The sequence below is a fragment of the Kitasatospora sp. NPDC088548 genome (assembly GCF_044753005.1).
Lineage (GTDB): Bacteria > Actinomycetota > Actinomycetes > Streptomycetales > Streptomycetaceae > Kitasatospora.
The window spans coordinates 1-18,573 of the sequence record NZ_JBIVMI010000028.1; the positions used below are offsets into that span (position 1 = coordinate 1).

Sequence of the window (18,573 nt, forward strand, 5' to 3'; positions counted from 1 at the left end):
GCGGGTCGGGATCCGGCTCGACGTCGTTGGCCGTGGCCGGCTCGTCGTTCGGGGTGATGGACTCGAGGTCTGCCGCGACCTGATCCGGGGCGATGCTCACCTCTGTTCCGGAGTCCTCGGCCTGCTGCACTGCTTCTGGGGTCGCGTCACGCGCGGAGCTCTCGCGCTCTTTGGCGTCCTTCTGGGGCGGGACGACGGCGGCTTCCATCTCCGGAGCGCGCCGGTCCTCACCGCGGTGCCGGGCGGCCATGGCGTGCAGGTCGAGCGTCTTGCCCCGGCCGTCGTTCGTCGCCTCGTACACCCAGTCCAGCGACCCGAGGTCGATCGCCTCCTCAGCGCGGGTCACCGCGACGTAGTTGAGTCGCATGTCCTCGTCCGAGGGGAAGCTGATGATCGCGCCGTGCTTGTTGCGGCGTGGCTGAGGGAAGTCGTTACCGATCCGGACCGTCGGCCACTCGGCGCCCTTCGCCTTGTGGACGGTGCCGATGATGACGTCGTGCGGCTTGTTCTCGTCCACCACGTGCGTCAGCAGGTCGCGCAGGTTGAGCCGCGGTGTGCCGTCGAGGTCGTGAGCGTCGTCGTCGCCGTTCACGAGCCGCACCAGCGCCCGGAGGCTGCCAGCCTCCTCTTCGTGGTCCTCGACGTACTTCTCCAGCTCCTTCCATGAGCTGAACCCCGCCAGGTCGGGATGGTCGGCGGCCCGGCCCTTCTGGAGACGCTCGGCGGCGTTGAGGAACGCCTTGAGCTCCTTGGTGCCACCGAGGACAGCTGGCTTCCGGCCGGCCTTCACCGCCTCGCTGATCTCCTCGACTGCGCCGACGTTCGTTCGGACCAGCACCGCGTCCGGCTTGTCCAGGTGCCGCTCCTCGCTCACCTTCTTCGGGTTGCCCTCAAGGTCCGGCACCTCTCCCGCCAGAGCGAGGAATCGGTTCCCCAGGTCGGCGACCTTCGGGCCGAAGCGCCACGACTGGTTCAGCGACAGGTGCCGATCGACGGGGTAGGAGTTCAGCGCGTTCGAGGTGCCACGGAACTCGAAGATCGACTGCCCCGGGTCGCCGACCAGAACCACCTGCGCGTCCTGACGGCGAACCACCCCCTCCAACACAGGGTTGATGTCCTGGGCCTCGTCCCAGAAGATCACGTCGGCTTCGATCTTCGGGTCGCTGAGCGCCCAGTGCTTCACCGAATAGTCGTAGTCGTAGCGCAGCCGCCCGTCCGGGTCGCTGATGTCCGCCCACGCCTTGTCGATGTACGGCTTGAGGGTGTCGAACAGCTCCCGGTTGCGCCCCGGGAACGAGTCGATCGTGATCTCGGGGTCCGAGGTGAGTACCCACCGGTTGATGGTCGACATCACCAGGCCGGCCTGCTGCTCCGGGGTGAGTACCTTGTCCGGGCCGTCCGGCAGGTCATCGGTGATCCCCAGGATCCGCGCGCGGACCTCGTTGCTCTGCAACGGCGTCTTGCCGAGCTTGTTGGCCAGCTCCGGTGCGATGTTGGTCGCGGCCAGAGAGTTGGCCGTCCGCGCCTGGACGTTCGACGGGAACTCGCCCCGGGCGATGGCCTGGCGGGCGTCGGCCGCGACCTTGCGGCCGAACGCGAGATACATGATCTTCTTGTCGGCGGGCAGGGACCGGGCGAGCATCTTGAGGGTCGACGTCTTGCCGGTGCCCGCGCGCGCGGTGACTGCGATCGTCTCCCCGGCGGTGCCGGCCTCAAGGATCGCCGCCTGCTGCGGGGTCGGCGTCATACCCTTGGCGGCCGCAGGCGTCGCCGCGGCGGCCGGGCCGTCGGACCGCTGGCGATCGATCTCCTCGATCTTCTGGCGCAGCGCGGCCTCTGCCGCCGCCGGGTCGGCGTCCGCCTGTCGGCCGTACCGGTTGTAGCGCCACTCCTTGTCATCCGGGCGGTAGTGGAACCGGCCGACGCCGTTGTTCTCGTCCTTCATCCACGCCCGGAGTTCCTCGCCGGCGGCGAGATGCGGTCCGAAGCCGGTGTCGGTGACGACGACGGTGTCCGGTTCGCGGGAAATGGTGACACGCTTGGCCCAGTCGCTCGGCTCGTACGGCTCGTCGCCCTGCTGGACATCGGCGACCGTGCCATCCGGGCGGTCCTGCTCCTGGGTGAGGTCGGCGAGGTCGGCGTCGACCTGCGCCGGATCGAGCGTGACCTGCTCGGGAGTTTCACCCCGGTCGAGGCGCGCTGCCTCTGGGCGATCGGCCGGCGCCGGCCGCGTCGGCTTCGGAGAAGTGGCCGGGGTCTCGCGGCTAGGTGCCGTCTGCCGTGCCTCGGCCAGCTCGTTGTTCCCGGCGGGAACAACCTCCGGCTCCTGACCCACCGGGTCCGCCAGGGCCGCACCGTCGGCGGCCGCCGTGTTCTCGTCCTCGCGAACCGGCTCGGCCTCCGCCTCCGGAGCGATCGATTCGAGGTCGGCAGTCACCTGCTCCGGGTCCATGGCGACCTGGTCGCCGGCCGGCTCGTCGTCGTCAGCGCCGATCGACTCGAGATCGGCCTGAACGTCCTCCGGGGCAAGGTCGACCTGCTCTTCGGGGGTGCGGCCTCGGTCGCGCTTCTCAGCAGCCTGCCGGGCCCGCTCCTGCTCGTCCTTCTTCCTGCGGGCCTTCCGTGCTTCCCGGTCCGGCCACGTCACCGTGGTCCGCCCGGCCGCATCGGTCGACACGACCGGCGGCGCCGGGGTACGCGGCATCACGTCCAGGTCGTGGACCTCAGCGGGGTCGTCAACTTCCTCCGGGCTCTCGCCGGCCCGGATCCGTGCCTCCCGAAGCGCGTGCTCCAGCATCTCGATGCGCTGCGCCCGAGCAGCGCGCTCGTCCGCGTCGCTGGAGGGCTCCTTGGACTGCGCGCTGATGATGGCGTTGACCAGGCGCGACCGCTCCCGGACCGCTTCCAGCTCGGAGGCCTTCTCGAACGGCTTGTCCAGGCGCTCGACGGCGATGGCCGCGTTGCGTTCCTCGCGCCGCAGGAAGCTCTCCGCGGCCTCGATGTTCGCCTCGGTGTCGGCGAGGGCATCCTCCAGGCGGGTGACCGGCAGGGACGACTGCCCGTCGAGCATGGCCTTGGTGTAGGACCGCTTGCTGCCCGGCACGTCCGGCATGGAGATGTCGGCGATGAACTGTCGGGCGCCGTCGTTGTACCGGACCCGGAACTTTGCAACGACCGCGATCCCGCCGACCTCGCCGAGACGCACCTCCGGGTGGGCGCCCCAGGGCGCGGTGCTCCCTGCGTCGATGACGTCCCGGGCCAGGCGGGCCAGCTCCTCCGCCGCGTCCTTGCGGTTGGTGAGCTCCTTGCCGCCGAAGGTCGCGTTGAAGGCGTCACCGCGGGTGGGGCGCTTTCGCGAGTTGACGGCACGCAGCTTGGAGACCAGGGCGCTGGTGTAGTCCCGCAGTTCCTCGGTCTGCCGGATCGTGGCGCGTGCGCCGTCGATCGCCCGCATGTGCGCCTTGTGCTGACGGGTGAGCATCGCCAGGGATGCCCGGACGTTCGCCTGCTCCAGCAGGTACGGGTTGCCGGTGGCCAGGGCGGTGACCTGCTCGGCGTTGAAAACGCCGTCGGGGATGTCCTCCACCGTACGGTCGGTGAGGTTGCCCTTCATCAGCTGTCGAATGAACTTGGCCTTGCGGGCCACGGTCTGCCACGAGAAGCCGTCGAAGGACTGCTCGGTGACGTACTGGAAGATGCTGACTTCCGGGTTGGCGTTGCCCTGCCGGATGATCCGTCCGTTGCGCTGTTCGAGGTCGGCCGGCCGCCACGGGCAGTCGAGGTGGTGCAGGGCGGTCGCGCGCAGCTGGACGTTGGTGCCGACGCCCATCTTGGTGGTGGAGCCGATCAACACGGCGATCTTGCCGGTGCGGGCGTCGTGGAACAGGCGGGCCTTCTCGGCGTCGTTCTTCGCCTCGTGGACGAAGCGCACCTTGTCCTCGGGTATGCCGCGTTCCGCGAGCAGGGCCTTGAGCTCGGCGTACGCCGGGAACGGGCTGTCGCCCTCCAGCTCCTCCAGGTTGGCCGGGCCCTTCTTCCCCTTCCCCTTCTTCTTGCTCGGGTCCTTGGGGGTGCCCATGTCCAGGAAGACGATCTGGAGTCCGCCCTTGGTCTGGTGCGGGGTCGGGTCGTCCTTGCTGGTCGGGTACTCGGTGTCCTTGGTGGACTCGTAGATCCGGTGGATGTTGTCGGCGGCGGCGACCAGCTTGTGGCCCTGCTCGTCAATGCCGACCATGCGCGGGTCGAGCGAGACCTTTCTGCCGTCCGAGCTGATCTTGAGCATGTTGTCTTCGGACGGCTCGACCATGCCGGACTTGACCGCGGCCGCGCGCCGGGCGAGGGAGTCCTGGTAGTCGAGCTGACCCTCGGTCGGCTGGACCTTGATGGTGATGGCCCGGCCGGTGGACAGGTCGGGGACGTCGAGGTTCAGGTCCTCGGCGGTCTTGACGTCCGCGACGGTCTTCCAGATCCGCAGCAGTTCCGGCATGTTGCGGAACGCCGCGAAGCGGGAGACCTCCTTGAAGCCGGACCCGTCGGCAGCGAGCTCGACCCCGTTGATGATCTTGCCGTAGGTGGACGCGAACTCGTCGAAGTCCCGGATGCGGGCCCGCTCCAGCAGGTCCGGCCGCAGGTAGCGCAGCATGGTGTGCGCTTCGGTCACGCTGTTCGAGATCGGGGTGGCGGTCGCGAAGGTGACCACCCGGCCGGAGCTGGTCTTGCCCCGCAGGTAGTCCAGCTTCATGTCCAGGTCGGAGGCTCGGTTGGAGCCCTCGATTGCGGCACCCGGGATGGAGCTGTTGGTGGACAGGTTCTTGTAGTGGTGCGCTTCGTCTACGACCACGTAGTCGATGCCGGTGTCCTCGAAGGACAGGCCGGCCTTGTCCTTGAGTGCGGACGTCTTCTTGGTGATCTTCGCTTCGAGGGCCTTGAGCCTGGCGCGGATCTCCTTGACCATCCGGGTCTCACGGCCCGATGCCGGGGCGTCGGCCTTCGCGGCGTTCGCCTCGCCCTTGGCGCGGGCGAGTGCCCGCTGGAGGGACTCCTTCTCGCGGTTGATGTAGGCGAGCTGCACCTCGGGTCGCATGTCGATCGACTCGAAGGCCCGCTGGGTGAGGATCACCGCGTCCGTGTCGGTGGCGGCCACCCGGGCGATGAACTCGCGGCGCTTGCGCCCCGCCAGGTCGTCCGAACCGGCCGCCAGCAGCTTCGCGTCCGGGTACAGCTCCAGGAACTCGTCGTGGAACTGCTGGAGCATGTGGCCCGGGACGACGATGACCGGCTTGTTCACCAGGCCGAGCCGGCGCAGCTCCATGACGCCCATGGCCATCTCGGCCGTCTTGCCGGCGCCGACCTCGTGCGCGAGCAGCACCGCCGGCTCGTTGACCATCCGGGCCACCGCGGCGTGCTGGTGGTCGTGCGGCTTGAAGTGCTCGGCCAGGCCGGGCATGGTGCGTCGCTGGCCGTCGTAGGACCGCAGCGCGAGGTTGTTGTGGGTGTCGTTGTACGCCTTCTTGATGGCCTCGGCGCGCTTGGGGTCCTCCCACAGCCACTCCTGGAACCGCTCGCCCAGTTCCTCTGCCTTCGTCTTCGCGAGGTCGGTCGCGTCGACGTCGACGTAGCTGCTGCCGTCCTTGTTGTAGCGCCGGACCTGGATCTTCTGGTTGCGGAGGATCGCCTCGACCAGGGCGGGGGTGTGGTAGTCCGCGGTCCCCCACGTCTGGGTGGCGGCGGTCGACTTCTTGACCCGGGTGCTGGCCTCGACCTTCCACAGCGAACCGCCCTGGTACTCGACCTTGACCGGCTCGTCCAAGATCGAGTTGAGGAACGCCTGCACCGGCCCGGCGCCGAGCCAGGACGCACCGAGCGGTGCGTCGACCTCCCCGGCCGGGATGTCCGGGGGCAACACCCGCTCGAGCTGCTCGACGTTGATCCGGAACCGCGGGTCGGTCCCGGCGAGCGCGGTGGCGTCGTTGAGCTTGGCGCGGACGTTGCCCGACAGGTAGTCGGACGCCATCTCGAGCGCACCGTCCTCCGGCAGCTCGAAGACGAGCGGCGTCTCCTCCTGGGTCACCGGGTCCACGGAGCGGGCGGCCAGCAGGCGCTGCTTCGCCTCCTCGGGGGAGGTCTTCATCACCGTGGCGAGCTCGTCAAGGTCGAGCCAGCCCGTGCGCTCCTGCACCAGGGCGGCGGCGTCCTGCGGGGAGTCGGCAGTCTCGGCGAGCGCCCGGTGCCGGCCGGCCCGCTTCGTGAAGATGCTCGCGGGGGTGGTCGTGTCGGTCTCGGCGTCGTAGCTGTCCAGGGCCTTGACGATCGCCATCGTCGGGTCCTTGGTGAACAGGCCACCGCGCTGCGGGCGCTCCCGGATCGCCTTCTCGATCGGCTCGCCGGTCTCCGGGTCGGTGCCCTTGCGGACCTTCCACTTGAACCGGTTGATCGCCCCGTGCTGGCGGTGGTACTCGTCATACCGGGCCTTGAGGTCGGCTCGCAGCCGCTCGATCAGCGCCTCGTCGTTCTCCGGCGCGTTCTCGGCGGCCACCAGCTGCTTGAAGACGTCGCGCAGCCCCAGCAGGGCCCTGGCCTCGTCGGCCTGCGTCTTCGGCACGTCGAACTGGTGGACCTGGCCGTCGCGGACCTGAGTGAACGTGCCGTCCGGCTCGATCTGAACGTGCCCGTCCACGCGATCCGAGTCGGCGTCCAGCAGCTGCGGCTTCCGACGCTCGCCGCCGTCCTTGCGGTAGGCCAGTCCATCGGCCTTCGCCCGATCGGCGACGTCCTTGAGCGCCCGGTTGAGCGCCGGCGCCAGGTGGCCGTCCCCGTCTACCCGCAGGTCGTTCGCGCGGTTCAGGCCGTGGCCCACCGCCATCTGACCGAGGACCCGGTCCGGGTTGTCGGTGAAGTACGGGTTGACGAACACCCGGGTACTCGGGTCAACCGGCGCCTTCGGGTCCTGGCCGGGCAGACCCTCCGCCGGAGCGGAGTGCACCCACATCGGCGGGTCGCTGGGGCTGCGCTCCGCCAGCGGCTTGATCGCCTTCTTGCGGTCACGGCCGCTGCTGAACTCCTTCTCCCCGTCCCGCCGGCGAAAGATCAACAGGTCGGTGACGACATCGGTCCCGGCCGCCCGACGGTGCGCACCCGACGGCAGCCGGATCGCACCGAGAAGATCCGCCTTGCGCGCCATCTCCATGCGGGCGTCCTCGGCGCGCACGGTCGAGCCGTCCATGGTGTACCGGGAGGTGACGACCGCGACGATGCCGCCCGGCCGGGTCAGGTCCAAGCTCTTGAGGATGAAGTGGTTGTGGATGCGATGGTTGCCCTTGTTGTGCCGCAAATCCACGACTTCGTACGCACCGAACGGGACGTTGCCCACGGTCGCGTCGAACGAGCCGTCCGGCACCCGGGTCTTCTCAAAGCCCTCCGCGCGGATGTCCGCGTGCGGGTACAGCGCCTTGGCGATGCCCGCGGTGATCGGGTCCAACTCGACGCCGGTCATGTGCGCACCCGGCGGCGCGTAGCCGATGAAGTTGCCAGAGCCGGCACCCGGCTCCAACACCTCACCACCGTCGAAGCCCAGATCCTCCAGCGCACCCCAGATCGCCTGCGTGATCTGCGGGTCCGTGTAGTGGGCGTTGAGCGTGTTGTCTGCCGCGCTCTCCCACTCCTGGCCGGACAGCAGCGAGCGCAGCTCCCGCGCGAGCGGGGCGAACTCCGGGGCGGGGGAGTCCACGAACAGCTGCGGCGTCGCACCCCACCCGGACCAGCGCGCCAGGACGGCCTGCTCATCGGCGGTCGCCGGACGCTGCTCCTCCTGGAGACGGCGCAGCATGCGCAGGGCGGCGATGTTCGCCTTCGCGCGGGCCACGACGGTGACGGGCACCAGGTTCTGACCGTCGGCCGGCGGCCGCCAGGTCGGGGCCTTCTCCTCCTGCTCGGAGGTCCCGAAAGCTACCCGCGCGTGATCGGGGTCAGGGACACCCGCGGCATGTCCAGATCCTCCGTCCCGTCCTCCTTCGGCAGGTCGTAGATCAGCTCCTGCATCGCCATCTCCCTGGCGCGAAGCTTCGCCATGTTGATCTGCCCGATCCGCTCCTGCGGATCCTCGGCCGGCTCCGTCTCGTCGGCCAGGTCCTCCCAGGTCTCCCCGATCTGCTCCTCCACCGCCTTGCCGAGCGCCGCGAAGTGCTCCTCCGCCTCCGCGCCCAGCTCCGCCGTCGCCGTCGGCCGGTACGTCCTGTAGTACGCCTCCGCGATCCGCCCGTACTGATTCATCGTCACCTTCGCTGCTCGTGATCGGCTGTGCCGGGGACGCTACCTCAGCCCTCTGTCCGTCCTGGCGCCCGGCCTGCTCGCCCCCGGCGGACTCGCGCTTGTCGGCGGCCGCCGAGCCGTCCCGGTCGCCGCTGGCATGCAGACGGCGGTGGGTGGCGATGGCGGCGGCCTGGCCGTCGTCGGACTTGAAACGGTCAGCCGCGTGCGGGGCGTTCCAGTTGAAGCGTCGCCCGTCGTCACCGGCGAGCTCCTCCAGCTCGTTCGCCTTGGCCAGCGCCTCCTTCTTGGAGCCGCCGCGCTGCACGGCCTGGCCGCTGGCGGCGTGGTAGACCGCCCACTTCTTCCCGCTGCCGGCGACGACGAAGTTGCCGTGCTCCGACAGCTGGGCGGTGCGGGTCAGCTGCGGCAGGTTCCGCCTCGCCTCGGCGAGCCGGTCGTCCTCGCTCTCGGTGGCGGTGAACTGGTCCGGGTCGCCGTCCCAGTGGTCGCGTACCTCCGAGACGGACTCGAATCGCCGGTCCGGCTTCTCCTCGGCCGGGTGCCAGTCCGGGGTGTTGGGCTCCCGGATCTCCTCACCGTCGTCGTCGGCGGCATGGGGCTTGTCCGGGGTACTCGGGTCACCGTTGTCGTGCTGCTCCAGGCCGTCACCGCGCTTCGGGTCGACGTGGCGCCGCTCGTCCTCGAGCTCGACCTTCTCCTTGCTGCGGGTGGGCGCGGTCCCGTCCGGCCGGGCCACCATCGTCAGCCGGTTCGCCGGCAGGACCGCCCGGCGCCCGTTGTCGAGCCGCTGCACCTGAACGCGGTCGTTGGTCAGCGCGCGCAGGACCCGGGCCAACCCGCCACCCCAGAGCCGGGCAATGCCTCCGGTCTCAACGAACCGGCCGCGGGAGTCCCGCGGGTGCAGAGCAGGGTTCCACGCCCGGCGGCCGATCTTGGCCTGCATGAGCGAGGCGAGGGTGCGGGTGGCGGAGGTGACAGTGCGGTGCATGTCGCGGACCATGCACAGCGCGGCTGGTTAACGTCGCGCGCTGACCGGCCCGCGGCCGGCGGCTACATGGTCTGCGTGAGGATGTGCAGCAGGAACCAGGCCGCGAAGCCGGTCCAGCCCACGGTGAACAGGGCGCGGCCGGGCTTGTCCTGCACCTGGAACCAGGCCCGAGTCCGTTCGGACAAGGTGTCCCCTTCGGCTCGGTTCAGCAGGCCCCAGGTCTCGTACGCGGCGCAGGTGGACAGCAAGATGCCCCACACCAGATTGGAATTCATCAGTCTCCTTCGGGGCTCGCCGAGCTGTAGAGCAGCCGGCATCGGCAGTTGTGGGTCAGGCTGGGCGGCGCGATCGGATCGCCTGGGTAGCGCATGGGGAATCCGCCGACGTCGTACGCGGTCAGCACCGGCAGAACGGTGCCGTCGACGGCCTGGTGCTCGGGCCGCACCTTGTCGTCGCGGCGGGTCACCCAAGTCCGCAGCACCCCCGGGCCGGCGGCCGCGGCCGACACCTCGGCAGCGCCGTTGAGGGCGGTACTGACCACGGCCTGCGCGACGGCGGCCGCAGCGCGGCGCGACCGCGCTGCGGACAGCTCACGCGCGGCGGCCACCAGGGCATCCACGGTCTCGGCCCGGCCCTGGATCCCATCGAGCTCATCAGCGAAGGCCTGGAGGAACCGGCGCACCGCGACCTCAGCGATGGCGAGAGCATCGAGCAGCACGGTGTGCCGACCAACCGCCGCCGCCCGGACTGCCGCCGGAGCCGCAGGCCCGGCCAACGCTCGCACGGCGGCTGACGACACCTCCGCCACGGCGTCATGCACCAGCGGCGTCAGCGTCTCCACGATCTCCTGCGCCCATCGGTCCGAAGCCACCACCCGGTGCATGTCGATCGGGGCGCCGCCAGCCCGGGTGTCCGAGGTGAAGTCGCCGGGCTGCCAGAACCGCGTGCCCTTACGGATCTTGGGGGAGCGCAGCCGAGCCGCGACCACCTCAGCGTGACGGGCCAGCGTCAGATCCACCGCGCCGGCGACCGCCGCCTCGAGCCGCTCGGCGTCCGGCTCGAAGACCTGCCATCCCCCCTCTTCACGGGCGGAGTGCGGAAGTGCCTTCACTTCCTGGCGCGCCCCGGCGACGGCTGCCGCCGCTGCGCCGGGCTGGGGGAGTTCGTAGGCAGCGCGGGCGGAGCTCACGGCATCAGCGGCCGGCCCGGGGGCACTGTCCTGCTGGACGGCGCGAGCCGACGCCACGGCCGCGGCCGCCGTAGCTCCGGTGTCCGCCTCCTGTGTTCGGGCGGCCGCGACCGCATCCGCGGCCTGGCCACCAGCCAGCGGCGCGCCGGTCGAGCGCGCGGCCTCCACGGCGGCAGCAGCCGGGCCGCCGACGGGCTGACCCTCACCGGGCGGCTGGCCGCCGCCCGGAAGCGGCGGGCCTTCGCCGGGTCCACCACCCAGGCCGAGCACGGCAGCGTCCTCCGGTCGAGCCGGAACGGGGGCCTTCTGTGGGCTGAACCAGAGCGCGCGCGTCTGAGCGTTGCCGATCGGGTCCCGGCCGGCCGCCTCCCGGTACTCGTCGGCCGAGATCAGGCCGGCGCTCCACTCCTCGCGCAGGACCCGAAGCCGTTCGCGGCGCGGCAGCTCCAGCACCTCGACCGAAGAGGTGTCGATGAAGGGCTTCCACCCCTCTTCCACATCGATCCCGGGCAGGAAGCCGGACGAGATCAGGTCCAGGTGAGGGACCTCGGTGATGCACCAGAAGTTGTATTCGTCCTGCTCCGCGTTGGCATAGGTCCGGCCCGCTGAGTTCCCGAACATCGCCTCCGAGACCCCGAACGCCGCGAGGATCTCCTCCTTGCTGGTCTGGTTGAGGTCCCGGTACGCCATATCCCGCGGCTTCGCGGACGTGTCGATGAACTGCGCTCCGCCCGGGCCGGTGCCGATCACCGCGATCTGACCGGCATGGTCGACCCCCGGCGCGAAGCGGGCCTCGACCCGGTCGAGCTGTCGCTCGGTGGCGCCCTTCATGTCGACGCTGACAATGCCGCCCGGCCGGCCGTCCCGCTTCAAGAAGGTCACGTTGTAGAGGCGGGCGAGATGATCCAGATCCACGGATATGCCCGCCGCCTCCAACGGCGTGACGCCCGAGAACGGATCCGTGGGGTGCGGATCCCGCACCCACCACACCCGTTCGGGCCCCAGCTCCCGCAGCCGGCCGGTCCGGGTCGTCAGCTCGAAGTGCGAGATGTAGTCGCCGTCGGGGTCCGGCACGGGCCGTACCCGGTCGGGTGGCAGCAGGTCGAGCCGTGTCGGTGTCCCCAGGCGGCTGCGGGTCACCTCGATGAAGGCGCCACGCTTGGACAGCAGCACCTGCGCGCTCAACCGCTTCCGGAGCACCCGACCGGTCTCCATCGGGTTGGCCTGGCCGTTGAGCAGTCGGTAGAGCGGGTGATCGGGCAAGGTCTCGCTCAGCTCGCCGGGCTTCTCGCCGCGGCCGATCACGAACGGCAGGCGGGCCTGGTGGTTGGCGATGGTCTCCACCGACTTGAAGACCCAGATGCCCTGCTCGTACCCCTCGGTGACAACCCGCTCGAGATCCCAGCCGTCGGCCCGGCCCTCGGTGCCGTACACGCTGGTGACCCCAGGCAGCGATGACCAAGAGCCGTTCCAGGCTGACGCCGCCTTCGTCTCCACCGGCAGCGGGGTGGCTTGCGCCGGGCGGCGCCGCAGATTGGGTGCGAAGCGGCGGGCCATCAGGCGTTCTCGTCCTCACTGGCAAGCCACATCCCGGTCACGGCCGTGAGCGCCGAGACCACCGCAGCACCGCACAGAGGGTGGAAGCAGAAGGCCACCACGGTCAGGCCCACCGTTCCGACGACGACCAGGAGCAGCCCGAGCAGTTCCCTCAAGGGGAGCTGCTGCTGCTGCGGAGCGGGGTGGGTGGGCAGAGGAGTCGTCACCCGCCGGAAGGTAGGCACCAGGCCGTACTTACGTCGCGCGCTCCTCAGACCAGACGCTGGACGTAGGCCTCGACACCCCGACGGCTGTAGGTGTGCCCCGGGATCATCCGGGCGCCAGGCGGGGCCGGCGGCGGGGGCAGGCGCTTGGCCCGAACGCGCTGGTCACCGCCGATCAGGTGCTTGTTGTCGATGTGGGCAGCGCAGGGCTCGTCTGCTACGTCCTCGAAGGGACGCTTGCAGCCCTTGCAGTACACCTCGAGCGCGGTGACGTGCTGCGACACCTTCGCGGTGAAGCTGCCGCGGAAATCGGCGTACTTGGCGAGATCGGCGGACACGGGCAGCTCTGCGGCCACGACCCACTCGTGGTCTGCCGGCTTCTTCTTCTGCTTCTTGGTGGACGTGGTGGACGTGGTGGAGGTAGACGAGCTCACGGACTTCCTCTCGCTGGACTGCGGCGGGGCCGCCCGTCTCCACACCAGGGGCCCCCTCCCACCAGAAAGGACGGAGCAGTGATCAAAAGAGTTACACCTGGCCCCGGTACCCGGTCTCAGCGCAGATCGGCACCCCGGCTGAGGCGCGCGCGCAGCTCGGCCGCCGAAACGTACTCGACGCCGTCCACCTCTGGCCGAACCACCGGCGCATCCGCTACCCGGCCCAGCACGGCAGTGACCCGCGCGAGCTGAGCCTCCGCCGTCCCGCGCTCCGCACGGTCGATCTCGCTACGCCGGCCGACTTCGGCCAGGCCCCGCTCGAGCTCCCGCACGCGACCGCGAAGCCGGGCCACACGGATGTCGCGGCCGTCGCGCCGGTTGACCGCAGAGATCAGCTCCTGTCGGGCCTGGCGCCGCGAGATCGGCTCATCCGTCTCGCCCCACACCTCGATCAGGTTAGCCACCCGCATCAGGGTGTCCTCGTGTCGATCCGCGAGCACCTGGACGTCGCACAGCAGGGCGAGGGGAACCTGTGGCCCGGTGCGAAGCTGCGCAACGACCGTCTCAGCGCCGATCCACCGCTCGCGGTGGCGCTCGGCCCGCTCCCGGGCGTTCCGCCACGCGACCCGGGCCCGGGTGTCGCCGGCCATCAGGAACCGCCCCGGTGGTCGGCGAGCGCGGTTTCGAGCAGGTCGAGGATGGCCACGACGTTGTCCACCCGCTCGTAGGAGATCCGGAAGTCGGCCGTGCCGTCCGCGTTGACGTCGATGGCGTACTCGGCGTACGTCGACTCGTCCTCGTACTGGTAGGCGCCAGGCTCTGCCGCAGCGAACCCGCCGGCACCCTCCTGGAACCAATCGGCCCCGTAGCAGGTGGTCATCGCATGCCCGAGCACCTGCTTGGGCACGTCCGCGAAGTCGATGGTGGCGCGACCGTGATCATCCAGGCAGACCTTCCCGGAGCCCTCACCCGCAGTTTCCCAGCACAAGGTCGGGCCGAAGCACGGGCACTTGGGAGCCGGACGGTTGAGCGCGGGGAACGCCGCGGTGAAGGCTGTCTGAGCGGCGCTCTCGTGCGTCGACCAGGCAGCATGCCAACGGTTCAGGGCCGCGGTAACGGGTGGCTGCATGGGCACTCCTGTCCCGTCTGCTGCCCGGGACCGCCGGGGTGAGGTCGCAGGACGAGCAGCAGGCGAAGGAGGCTCACGCTGCCAGCTGCTCGTCCTTGTGTCCGTCGCTGATCAAGGCGCCGATCATCGTGCAGCCGGCTGCGACCCACCACCGCCGGGCCGACCACCCTCGGCACGGGCCGCCTCGCGAGCCTGCCGGGCGGCCGCCCATGCGTTCTCGCCCGCGACCTTGATCTTGCGGAAGTACCGCTTCATCGCGTCGGACCCCTTCGCCCAGTCGCCGAGCTCGGCGATGGTGTCCTCGGGCACCTTGGACTCGTACAGCTCGGTCGCGCCGCCGGCCCGCAGGCCGTGGGCGGTCACGCGGCCCGCGGTCTTCGCGTTGAGCAGCGCGTTGTAGCCCAGCTCCACCCGCTGGGCCTCGGTGAGGTGGGCGACCCGCGCGAACGCCTTCCGGGCCAGGGCCTTGACGTACTTGTTGATCGACTCGCCGGACAGGAAGGAGAGCTCGGTCCAGTCCTCGGCGGTGAGCTCCTCGTCCTTCTTGTCGGTGCCGTCCGGGTGCTTGGGCCGGGTCTGCGGGGTGAGCCGGACCCCCAATCGGCCGGCCAGGTCGAGCGCGCGGAACAGCGCCTGGTCATCGGGCTGATGGATCAGGCGCCCGTACTCCAGCCAGGCCCGCACCCGGCGGACCGGGCAGATGTGCGGGGCGTCGTCCCGGGCCGGGATCCACGCCTCGAACACCGAGCCGTCCTTATGCGTCTTGCGGTCGACCAGGCGGACGTGGATGCCGTCGCGGTGCAGGGTGACGTGGGTGACGATCAGCTTGGCGAGCTCGATCCGTCGGCTCAGCAAGTGGAAGCCCAGGCAGCAGATGGCGGCGTCGCGCAGGTCGGCCGGCCGGCCGCGCTCGTCGCAGACCGCGACCATCTCCTCCAAGTCGATCTCGCGGATCGCGGGGCTCTGCTTGTCGGTGTGGGTACGGTTCCACTCCGTCCGGTAGGCCGTGAGGATCGCGGTGGCCTGCCGGGTGCCGGGCCGGGTGTTGCCCGGGGTCGCTTCCTCCTGCCAGGTGACGACCGCGCTCTTGTACGCCGTGATGGTGTCCGGGTCGAGCTTGCGATGGATCAGGTCGCCCACGTACTCGAAGAGCGTCGCGGTGGTGCACGGCAGCGCGACCCGGCCCCGCTCCTCGCACCAGAGCTGGAACAGCTTGACCTGGTTGTCCCGGTTGCGGCTGGTGTTGGCCGGCCGGGCCTCCTCGAGGAGTCGGGCGGTGCGCTCGGACACCACGTAGTCAGCCGCGGTGTACTGCGGCGCGACGAACGGGGCGGGCAGCGGCCGCCCGGCGACCAGCACGGTGTCCCGGGTGAAGCCGGAGACGTCCAGGCCCAGCGGCCGTGTTCGGGCGGCTAGCTCGAGTTCGGCGGCCGTGGTCACCACCTCGGCGTCCAGCACCGTGTCCTCAGCCACGCGGGCGGCCCTGGGCGTGGCGAGCGAGCTCGTTGATCCCCCGGAGAACGGCCTGGGCGAGTTCGGAGGAGAACTCCGGGTGCTGTGCCCACCGCCCGGCTGCACCGACCAGGAACTGCACCTGGGTCCGGGCCAGGTCCGGGCGGTCGGCAGCCAGCGCAGTGAGTACCGCCTCCTCGGCGCCGGCGGCGATGCGCACGACATTGCCCAGCTCCGAGAACAGCCCAGCGCTCGTGTCGCGTTCCTCCTCGCGGGCCCGCGAGGTGACAAAGGAGCCGATCCGTTTCACGGCCTCCTTCAACGAGGTGAGTTCGGGCTCTCCGTATGCCGTGTGGGTGACGGTCGAACCCAGTCGGCGGATGCCGGGGTAGTTGGGGTGACCTTCCCAGCGTCGAGCAAGCCGGGTGAGGGTGACGATGCTCCTCACCTGAACCCTGCTGGCGGTGGGCACGGTAGCGTCCAACTGGTCAGCGATCTCGCGGACCTGGATGAGCAGGCGCTCGAGCGTCTGCTGTTCCGTGGGGTCCTGGTCGGGCTGGGCCAGGGCTTCGTGCAGGCGGGAGCGGACGAAGGCCACATGGTCGTGGAACCCTTCGTCGCTGCTCCCGGTGGCCGGCCCGTTCACCGGGAGCAGCCCGGGGTGAGGGCGCGGTGGCGGACGCCGCCGCGGGGGCCGAACTCCACTACCGCGTGCGGTTCGTCGGTGACGGTGAGCTCGGCGCCGGGCTCGCCGGTCACCTCGTACAGGTAGATCCGGGACTCGTGGCCGCCGTAGAACTGGGCGTCGGTGATGGTGCGGCCGTCGGCCAGGTGCTCGACGCGCGGGGCCGGGTCGGTCCCCGGGGTGGGGGCCAGGCGCTCCAGGAGAGCCTGCTCGGCGGCGGTCCGGCTGGACCACCACTCCAGCGGGTTGGTGACGGGCTCGTCGGTGGTGGCCTCGGTCGGCGTCCAGCGACCCCAGACGCGGCGACGGTCCATGGTGAACTCCCTTTTCCAGTGCTGCGGTTGGTGGTGGTTCAGGATTCGGGCCGGTCCCCGGTCGGCTGCTCGGCCGCGACGGCGCCGACCTCCAAGGCCTGCGTACAGGCGAGCAGTTCGGCCCGGACGGACCGTTCGCGGGCCCGCCAGACGGTGCGCAGCTGGCCCGCTTGCGGTGTCTGCTCCAGCGGGAGGGGCCCGTCCTCGGACAGCCAGCGGGGTGGCAGCAGCAGCCGGTACGCCTCGTCCAGGTGGGCGCGGACCGCCTCCGGCAAGTCCTTCCGGTACTGCCGGGCCTGGTCGATCACCATGGCCAGCTCGTTGAAGGTCTCCATCGCGGGGAGCAGCACCAGACAGCGCGGATCGGAGCACCGGAGCTCGGCGCGGACGGTGAGGTAGCCGCGGCCGCCGTCGGTGACGGTGACCGGCGGCTCGGCGTCACCGCCGTGCCAGGGGTACTCGTCGGCCATCTCCGCGCGGGCCTCCATGGCCAACTCAGCTTCGCCGTCAGTGAGTTCGGCGCGGATGCCGCTCTCGTGGATGTGGGTGACCTCGGTGGGCTCTGGGCCGGCGACCAGGGTGGTATGGGGGGTGATCATGTCGATCAGGGCGCGCAGCCGCTCCGGGCCCGGCGCGGTGCTCCGCACCCGCGCGGCCAGCCGGTCGGCGGCCACAGCCGCCAGACAGCGCGGGTCGGAGCAGCTCAGCTCGGCGAAGGCGGTGACGAATCCGAACGTGGGCTCGGTGGTGGAGCGGAAGGTGACCGTCCCGCCGCCCGTCCCGCCGCAGGGCGCGCAGTTGACCAGGTCGTGCAGCGCGTCCGCGAACAGGCCGTCCAGTCCGCCGCGTACCTCCAGCAGGTCGGCGGCGACGCCGAGCTGGGCGGAGTGCCGGGTGGTCGGGGGTGGAGTTGTGTCGGTCTCGGGTGCCACGTGATTCTCCTGCCGGGTGTGCCAAGTGCGGTGCGGGACGGGAGTGTTCGCAGGTCAGTCTGCCATGCGGTCGACCCGGTGCTGGACGTCCCTGAGATGGCGTAGCGCGGCGTCGGGGTCCTTGGTCGCGAGCTGTTCGAGCCACGGGTTGACGGGGTGGTCGTCGTGGCCGTACCAGAGCAGCGACATCTCGTTCAGCAGCTTCCAAGCCTCGATCTGCTGGCCGGGCCCGGTAGCGTGGGCATGGGCGAGGACCTGGTCCAGCTTGGGCAGCAGCCGGGCGAAGTGCTCGCGGTCGTCGGCCGGCCACTCGGGATCGGCGATGCGCTCGGCGATCCGGGCCCGGACGAAGTCGGCGAGCTGGTCGAGGAGGCGCCCGAGCGGCGTCCCGGGAGCTGTCGACGTGGTCACGGTGCTCTCCTGCGCGCGCGGGGGTGTTCTGAGGGAGGGCTTCCCACAGAAGGAGCTTCTGATATTGGGGATTATACGAGGCTAACGACCTTAGCCAGCGACATAAGCACCCGGACGGGTGTAGAGGACGACCACCGTGCCATCTGTCCCGGTGGTGGTCGGCCCGCCCGGCCGCCGGTCCGTCACCTCCTCGCACGCGCACAGGTGTCCGACCGACCGTGACCGCGATCAGTGAATCACGTGGTGCACTGCTCGCGGCCTGGGCCCGCAGCGGCCGGATACGACGAAGGGCCCCACGGTCGGCCGCGACCGTCGATAGGCTGGCCGGGCCGATGTCCCTGCCCCAGGAGAGCCCGATGAGCGACGCCGCCGAGATCGACCCGCTGGATCAGCAGATCTACCAGGAGTTCGAACTCCTCGCCTGGCGGCTGGAGTTGCTGACCGGCGACCAGGGCCTCACCGACATGGTCCGGTCGAGCCTGAGCCAGGCCGCGAAGCGCTTCACCGCTCAACTGCGCTCGGACGACGACGAGACGGTGGCCGACGCCGTACTCGACCTGGTGACCAACCTCTACCCCGGGGACACTCCCATCCCCGACGACTGGTGGGCCACCCCCCTTGGCCGGGCGACCGCGGCCAGCACCGGCCACCCCACCGCGGAGGCCGTCACCTATAGCGTGGCCGGCGCCATGCTCGGCATCGACGCCGAAGCCGTCCACCTGCTCACCCGGACCAGCCAGCTCGACGGCCACCCCGACGGGGGCGTCACCTCCGTCTCCGTCCAGCAATACCTCCAGGCCCACCCGCGCCCCTGACCGAACGCCAGACGGTTCCCGGGACTCGGCGCGAGGACTCGTGAAGGCCACTCGCCGACATCAAAAAGTACAGAACTTCTGAGTCTTCAGGTTGTTCTACTCGGGTTTGTCTTTCACGAAGTTCCCGGTCTAGACTTAGGTCATCGAAAGGTCTTTATTGCTGTCGCCACCAGTAATGAAGAACCTTATCTCCCTG

13 protein-coding genes are annotated in these 18,573 nt (G+C 70.3%); 1 reads left to right on the top strand and 12 read right to left on the bottom strand.

Annotation, left to right across the window (positions count from 1 at the left end):
- The 12 genes from ACIP82_RS29255 to ACIP82_RS29310 form a co-directional block, all read right to left on the bottom strand.
- A partial coding sequence (locus ACIP82_RS29255) for an AAA family ATPase (RefSeq protein WP_400657640.1) occupies positions 1–9,256 on the bottom strand: 9,256 nt, incomplete at its 3' end.
- Between the two features lie 62 nt (positions 9,257–9,318).
- The gene (locus tag ACIP82_RS29260) at positions 9,319–9,531 is read right to left on the bottom strand and encodes a hypothetical protein (RefSeq protein ID WP_400657642.1); all 213 of its coding nucleotides are present in this window, start codon (positions 9,529–9,531) and stop codon (positions 9,319–9,321) included.
- Entirely contained in the window at positions 9,531–12,002 is a 2,472-nt protein-coding gene (locus ACIP82_RS29265) for a phage portal protein (RefSeq protein WP_400657645.1), read from the bottom strand. The genes ACIP82_RS29260 and ACIP82_RS29265 overlap by 1 nt, the downstream gene beginning before the upstream one ends.
- Positions 12,002–12,208, bottom strand: coding sequence for a hypothetical protein (locus ACIP82_RS29270; RefSeq protein WP_400657647.1), 207 nt, complete (start codon positions 12,206–12,208; stop codon positions 12,002–12,004). Before ACIP82_RS29270 ends, ACIP82_RS29265 begins: the two co-directional genes overlap by 1 nt.
- A gap of 44 nt (positions 12,209–12,252) precedes the next feature.
- On the bottom strand, positions 12,253–12,639 hold the full coding sequence (locus ACIP82_RS29275; RefSeq protein ID WP_400657649.1) for a hypothetical protein: 387 nt from the start codon (positions 12,637–12,639) through the stop codon (positions 12,253–12,255).
- Between the two features lie 116 nt (positions 12,640–12,755).
- Positions 12,756–13,289, bottom strand: coding sequence for a hypothetical protein (locus tag ACIP82_RS29280; protein ID WP_400657651.1), 534 nt, complete (start codon positions 13,287–13,289; stop codon positions 12,756–12,758).
- Entirely contained in the window at positions 13,289–13,768 is a 480-nt protein-coding gene (locus tag ACIP82_RS29285) for a hypothetical protein (RefSeq protein WP_400657653.1), read from the bottom strand. Before ACIP82_RS29285 ends, ACIP82_RS29280 begins: the two co-directional genes overlap by 1 nt.
- A 123-nt stretch (positions 13,769–13,891) precedes the next feature.
- Entirely contained in the window at positions 13,892–15,241 is a 1,350-nt protein-coding gene (locus ACIP82_RS29290) for a hypothetical protein (protein WP_400657655.1), read from the bottom strand.
- Complete coding sequence (locus tag ACIP82_RS29295) at positions 15,234–15,866, bottom strand: hypothetical protein (RefSeq protein ID WP_400657658.1); 633 nt, start codon at positions 15,864–15,866, stop codon at positions 15,234–15,236. The genes ACIP82_RS29290 and ACIP82_RS29295 overlap by 8 nt, the downstream gene beginning before the upstream one ends.
- Complete coding sequence (locus ACIP82_RS29300; protein ID WP_400657660.1) at positions 15,863–16,219, bottom strand: hypothetical protein; 357 nt, start codon at positions 16,217–16,219, stop codon at positions 15,863–15,865. Before ACIP82_RS29300 ends, ACIP82_RS29295 begins: the two co-directional genes overlap by 4 nt.
- Positions 16,220–16,257: 38 nt before the next feature.
- Positions 16,258–17,151 carry a hypothetical protein gene (locus tag ACIP82_RS29305; protein WP_400657663.1) on the bottom strand — a complete coding sequence of 298 codons (894 nt, stop codon included), beginning with the start codon at positions 17,149–17,151 and terminating at the stop codon, positions 16,258–16,260.
- 54 nt (positions 17,152–17,205) lie between these two features.
- Complete coding sequence (locus ACIP82_RS29310) at positions 17,206–17,562, bottom strand: hypothetical protein (RefSeq protein ID WP_400657666.1); 357 nt, start codon at positions 17,560–17,562, stop codon at positions 17,206–17,208.
- 356 nt (positions 17,563–17,918) lie between these two features.
- Between ACIP82_RS29310 and ACIP82_RS29315 the strand changes: the two genes are divergently transcribed.
- Positions 17,919–18,377, top strand: a complete 459-nt coding sequence (locus ACIP82_RS29315) for a hypothetical protein (protein ID WP_400657668.1) — start codon at positions 17,919–17,921, stop codon at positions 18,375–18,377.
- Positions 18,378–18,573: the final 196 nt, after the last annotated feature.